Here is a 6076-nt window from a genome sequence, read left to right as displayed (position 1 = left end):
CACCCTCAACCACCACCACGCCAAAGAACTCCTCACCGACCTCGGCGAACCAGCCCGCCAAGTAGGCATCGCCGCCGTCAACGGCCCCGGATCCGTCGTCGTATCCGGGCCACCCGAACAGGTCGCCCACGCCGTGACCGCATGCGAAAAGACAGGCCGCCGAGCCCGGCTCATCGACGTCGACTACGCCTCCCACAGCGCCCAAGTGGATCAAATCGCGGATGAGTTGAGGAAACTGCTGTCGGGGATCGAACCCGTCCAGGCGGAGGTGGCCTTCTACTCGACGGTCACCGGCGCCCGCATGGACACCAGCGGGCTCGACACCGCCTACTGGGTCACCAACCTCCGCGAACAAGTACGGTTCGCCGACGCCGTACAAGCACTCCTCGACGACGGTCACCGCGTATTCATCGAAGTCAGCACCCACCCCGTCCTCACCATCGGCATGCAGGAGACCTTCGAGGAAGCCGGTGTGCCCGCGGCCGCGGTGCCGACTCTGCGACGGGACCACGGCGACCACGCCCAGTTGCTGCGATCGGTGGCCCAGGCGTTCACCGCGGGGGTCGCGGTCGACTGGACCCGCTGGTTCCGCGCCGACCCCGCACCCCGCGCCGTCGACCTGCCCACCTACGCCTTCCAGAGACGGCGCTACTGGCTGGACGGGCGGGGTGGCCACAGCGGTGACCCGGGCGACCTCGGGCTGGGGTCCGCCGGTCATCCGCTGCTCGGCGCCGCCGTGGAACTCGCGGAGGGCGGCACCCATGTACTCACCGGTCGGCTGTCGCCGCGGACCCACCCCTGGCTGAACGACCACCGGGTCCTGGACACCGTCCTGCTGCCGGGCACCGCCTTCGCCGAACTCGCCCTGCACGCCGCCGCGCGGACCGGCTGTGACCAGGTGTCGGAGCTGACCCTGCACGCGCCACTGGTGATTCCGCAAGGTGAGGCGGTCGATGTGCAGATCGCCGTGGCCGCTCCCGATCACATCGGGGAGCGTCCCATCACGGTGCATTCCCGGCCGGCGGCCGACGCGGGCGACATGGCAGACAGTGGCGACGCGGCCTGGACCCGGCATGCCACCGGGGCGCTCGCCACCTCCTCCGCGGCCGACTCTCCGGCCCTGGACGGCGCCTGGCCGCCTCCCGGGGCCACACCACTCCCCGTCGAGGACTTCTACCGTCAGCTCGCCGACCACGGCTACCACTACGGACCGTCCTTCCAGGGCCTCACCGCCGCCTGGCGGCTGGACGGCGCCGTCTACGCCGAGGTGTCCCTGCCCGAAGGGGAGCGCGACGGCGCGGCCGGGTACGGCATCCATCCCGCCCTCTTCGACGCCGCGCTGCACGCCCGGGCCCTGGACGTCGCCCCCGGTTCCGAGGACGCGCACCGGGTCCTGCTCCCGTTCACCTGGAGTGGTCTGCGGCTGCGCGCCACCGGGGCGGACACCCTGCGGATCCGCATCACCCCGACGGCACCGGACCGGCTCACGCTGTTCGCGGCCGATCCGACCGGCGCCGCGGTGGTCGTCGTGGACGATCTGATCCTGCGCCCGGTGCCGGACGGGCAGTTGGGGCGGGCCCGGGCGGCGGGCAGGAACGCGCTGTTCCAGGTCGCCTGGACACGGCTGACACCGGCCGAGTCCGCCCCCGCCTGCCGTTCGGCCGTAATCGGTCCGGACGGCGGCCTCCTGGCCGATGCGCTGCCCGGCGCCACTGGCCTTCCGGATCTCGCCGCCGTACGGGCGGACGTGGCGGACGGGGCCCCGGCCCCCGATGTGGTGTTCGCCTTCTTCGGCTCTCCCGGCGATGGGCGCGGCGATCCGGTGGAGCACACCCATGGCCTCGGCAAACACGCCCTCGGGGTGTTGCGGGAATTCCTCGCGGCCCCCGAACTCGCCGACGCTCGGCTGGCCGTGGTCACCCGTGGGGCGGTCGCCACGCGCAGCCATGACGATGTCCACGATCTGCCCGCCTCGGCCGTGTGGGGTCTGGTGCGCAGCGCCCAGTCGGAGAACCCCGGCCGGGTCCTGCTGCTCGACCTCGATGAACGGGACGCCTCACTACGCGCCGTGGCGGACACCGTGGCCTCGGGCGAGCCTCAACTGGCGCTGCGCGACGGTGTGGCGTATGTCCCGCGGCTGGTCCACGACGACGTGGCCAAGCGGCTCGCCGCGCCGGAGGGGTCGGCCGCGTGGCGTCTGGGGCTGACCGGCCACGGCAGTCTGGACCAGCTCGCGCTGGTCGACTGCCCGGACAACACGCGCCCGCTGGGCCGTGGCGAGGTCCGGGTGGCGCTGCGGGCCGGCGGGGTGAACTTCCATGACGTGGTCGTGGCGCTGGGCATGGTGGAGGATCCCAGGCCGCTGGGCGGCGACGGTGCGGGCGTGGTCGTCGAGGTGGGGCCGGAAACCGACGCGTTCGCGGTGGGCGACCGGGTGATGGGGCTGTTCAACGGCACCGGGCCGCTGGTCGTCACCGATGTCCGGATGATCACCAGGATCCCGGCGGGGTGGTCGTACGCCCAGGCGGCGACCACACCATCCGCCTTTCTCACCGCCTACTACGGTCTCGCCGATCTCGCGGGACTGCGGGCCGGGGAGAAGCTGCTGTTGCACGCGGCCACCGGCGGAGTGGGCCTGGCGGCCGTGCAGTTGGCACGCCACTGGCGGGCCGACGTGTATGCCACGGCGGGTCCCACCAAGTGGCATGCCCTGCGAGAGCGCGGATTCGACAACCGTCACATCGCCTCCTCCCGCACTCTCGACTTCGAGGAGGGGTTCCGCACCACCGCGGGTTCCATCGATGTAGTGCTCAATTCGCTGGCCGGTGACTTCGTGGACGCCTCCTTGCGGCTGCTGGCGCCCGGCGGTCGCTTCATCGACATGGGCCGGACCGACGTCCGCGACCCCGAGGAGGTCGGCGCCCGCTATCCGGGCGTGGTCTACCGCGCGTTCGACCTGGTCGGCGGCGCGGGCCCGGACCGTATCCAGCGGATGCTGGCCGAGTTGTCCGCCCTGTTCGAGGACGGGACGCTGCGGCCGTTGCCCACCACCCTGTGGGATATCCGCCGGGCCCCCGAGGCGTTCCGCTACTTCAGCCAGGCCCGCCACATCGGCAAGATCGTGCTGACGCTCCCCACCGCCCTCGACCCGGACGGCACGGTCCTCATCACCGGTGGCACGGGCACCCTGGGCGCCGCCACCGCCCGCCATCTGGTGGCCCGGCACGGCGTACGGCGGCTGCTGCTGATCAGCCGCCGGGGCCTCGACGCCCCGGGGGCCACGGAGCTGGCGGCCGAGCTGACCGGGCTCGGCGCACGGGTCTCCATCGCCGCGTGTGACGCGGCCGACCGGGCCGCCCTGGCCAAGTTGCTGGAGACCGTTCCCGAGCGCCATCCGCTCACCGCCGTCGTCCACGCCGCCGGGCTGCTGCGCGATGCCACGGTCGAGGCGCTCACACCCGATCAGCTCGATGAGGTGTTGTGGGCGAAGGCCGACGGGGCGTGGAATCTGCATGAGCTCACCCGCGGCGCGGGGCTGTCGGCGTTCGTGTTGTTCTCCGCGGCCGCCGGGCTGCTGGGCGCCGCGGGGCAGGGCAACTACGCGGCGGCCAACACCTTCCTGGACGCGCTCGCCGCGCACCGTCATGCCCAGGGCCTGCCCGCCACCTCCCTGGCCTGGGGATACTGGGCGCAGGCCACCGGGATGACCGGAGGGATGACCGACGCCGACCGGGCGCGGCTGGTGCGGGCCGGGATGGTGGGCCTGGAGACCGAACAGGGTCTCGCGCTGCTCGACATCGCCCTCGACAGCGGCCTTCCGTCCCTGGCCCCCATCCGGCTCGACCTTGCCACCCTGCGGCGGGAGGCCCACGCCGACGATCTGCCGCCCCTCTTCAGGAGCCTGGTGCGCGGCGCCGCCCCGCAGGCGGCCACCGGTGCCGCCGGCCCGGGCGGCGCGGCACCGGCGGAGGCGTTCGCCACCCTGTCCGAGGAGGACCGGCAGCAAGCACTCCTCAAGCTGGTGCGCAACGCCACGGCGACGGTGCTGGGCCATGACACGGCCGATGCCATCCACCCCGCCCAGAACTTCCGGGAGCTGGGCTTCGACTCGCTGACCGCCGTGGAGCTGCGGAACCGGCTGGGCGCCGCCACCGGTCTGCGGCTGCCCGCCACGCTGGTCTTCGACCACCCCACGCCCACCGCGGTGGTACGGCTGCTGCGGGAGCTCCTCGTCCCGGCCGAAGTGGCGCCGGGGGCCGCCCTGCTCACCGGCCTCGACACCCTCGACGCCGCCTTGACCGGGGGGATCGCCGACCGCGAGCAGCGGGCCCGGATCGCGCTGCGGCTGCGCGAGCTGCTGCGCAAGGTGGACGGCCCGTGGCATGGCGAGGACGGTGACGACCCCGCCGAGGAGGATCTGGAGTCGGCCAGCGACGAGGAGTTGTTCCAGGCGCTCGACAACGAGCTGACCGTCCCCTCCGACGACAGTCTCCGACGAACCGCTGAATCAGGACCGCCGAATCAGGACTCCTAGCAGGGCCCCATACAGAGCCCCTGACAGGACCGCCGAAATCAGGACCGCCGTGACGATCGGGTTGATGCGATATGACGGATGACGAGAAGCTCCGCAGCTATCTCAAGCGGGCGACCGCCGATCTGCGTCTGGCCAGGCGGCAGTTGCGCGAGGTCGAGGACCGCGCCCGGGAGCCCATCGCCATCATCGGGATGGCCTGCCACTTCCCCGGCGATGTGGCGACCCCCGAGGACCTGTGGCGGGTGGTGGACGAGGGTGTGGATGTCATCTCCTCGTTTCCCGAGGACCGTGGCTGGGACCTGGAGAACCTCTACGACCCGGATCCGGAACACGCCGGTACCAGCAGCGCCCGCGAGGGCGGGTTTCTGCGCGATGTGGCCGATTTCGACGCCGAGTTCTTCGGGATCAACCCGCGTGAGGCCGCGGCGATGGATCCGCAGCAGCGGCTTCTGCTGGAGACGGCATGGGAGGCGTTCGAGCGCGCGGGGCTGACGCGGGACGCGCTGAGCGGCAGCGGCACCGGGGTGTTCGCCGGGGTGGACTCGTACCACTATCTGTCGCTCATCGGCCAGACCACCGGCGACTCGGCGGGCTATGTGGCCACCGGGAACCTCGGCAGCGTGGTCTCGGGCCGGGTGTCGTACTCGTTCGGCCTGGAGGGGCCCGCGGTCACGGTGGACACGGCGTGCTCGTCGTCACTGGTGGCCACGCATCTGGCGGTGCAGGCGCTGCGGCAGGACGAGTGTTCGCTGGCGCTGGCGGGCGGGGTGACGGTGATGGCCACGCCGGGCGGGTTCACCGAGTTCTCGCGTCAGCGCGCGCTGTCCCCGGACGGGCGGTGCAAGGCGTTCGCCGCGGCGGCGGACGGCACGGGCTTCTCCGAGGGCGTCGGCCTGGTGCTGCTGGAGCGGCTGTCCGACGCACGCCGCAACGGGCACCGGGTGCTGGCGGTGATCCGGGGTTCGGCGGTCAACCAGGACGGCGCAAGCAACGGACTTACGGCGCCCAACGGGCCCTCGCAGCAACGGGTGATCCGGCAGGCGCTGGCCAACGCGGGGGTGTCGCCGTCCGAGGTGGACGCGGTGGAGGCACACGGTACGGGTACGACGCTGGGTGACCCGATCGAGGCGCAGGCGCTGCTGGCCGCCTACGGCCAGGACCGGCCGGAGGGACATCCGCTGTGGCTGGGCTCCGTCAAGTCCAACATCGGGCACACCCAGGCCGCCGCCGGAGTGGCGAGCATCATCAAGATGGTCGAGGCGCTGCGGCACGGGGTGCTCCCCGCCTCGCTGCACATCGACGAGCCGACACCGCATGTGGACTGGGGCGCGGGCGAGGTGCGGCTGCTGACCGAACCGGTCGAGTGGGCGGCGAATGGACGGCCGTGCCGTGCGGGTGTCTCGTCGTTCGGCATCAGCGGTACGAATGCCCATCTGATCCTTGAGCAGGCCCCCGAACCGCCCGAGGCCACCACCACACCGGACACCTCGCCAGGCGGTCTCGCGGCGGGTGGTGTAGTGCCGTGGGTGGTGTCCGGACGTG

At 72.3% G+C, this 6076-nt stretch carries 2 protein-coding genes; both read left to right on the top strand.

Features of this window, described 5'->3' with window-relative positions; all coding sequences use genetic code 11:
* The first annotated feature begins 67 nt into the window (after window positions 1-67).
* Window positions 68-4534 carry an SDR family NAD(P)-dependent oxidoreductase gene (locus tag KN815_RS45350; protein WP_253209651.1) on the top strand — a complete coding sequence of 1489 codons (4467 nt, stop codon included), beginning with the start codon at window positions 68-70 and terminating at the stop codon, window positions 4532-4534.
* Between the two features lie 71 nt (window positions 4535-4605).
* Window positions 4606-6076 (top strand): type I polyketide synthase (locus tag KN815_RS45345; protein ID WP_216347636.1); only part of this gene is annotated, 1471 nt, incomplete at its 3' end.

Source organism: Streptomyces niphimycinicus, from assembly GCF_018883605.1.
In the GTDB taxonomy this organism is placed as follows: Bacteria; Actinomycetota; Actinomycetes; order Streptomycetales; family Streptomycetaceae; genus Streptomyces; species Streptomyces niphimycinicus.
This window is presented reverse-complemented; position numbering and strand designations above follow the sequence as displayed.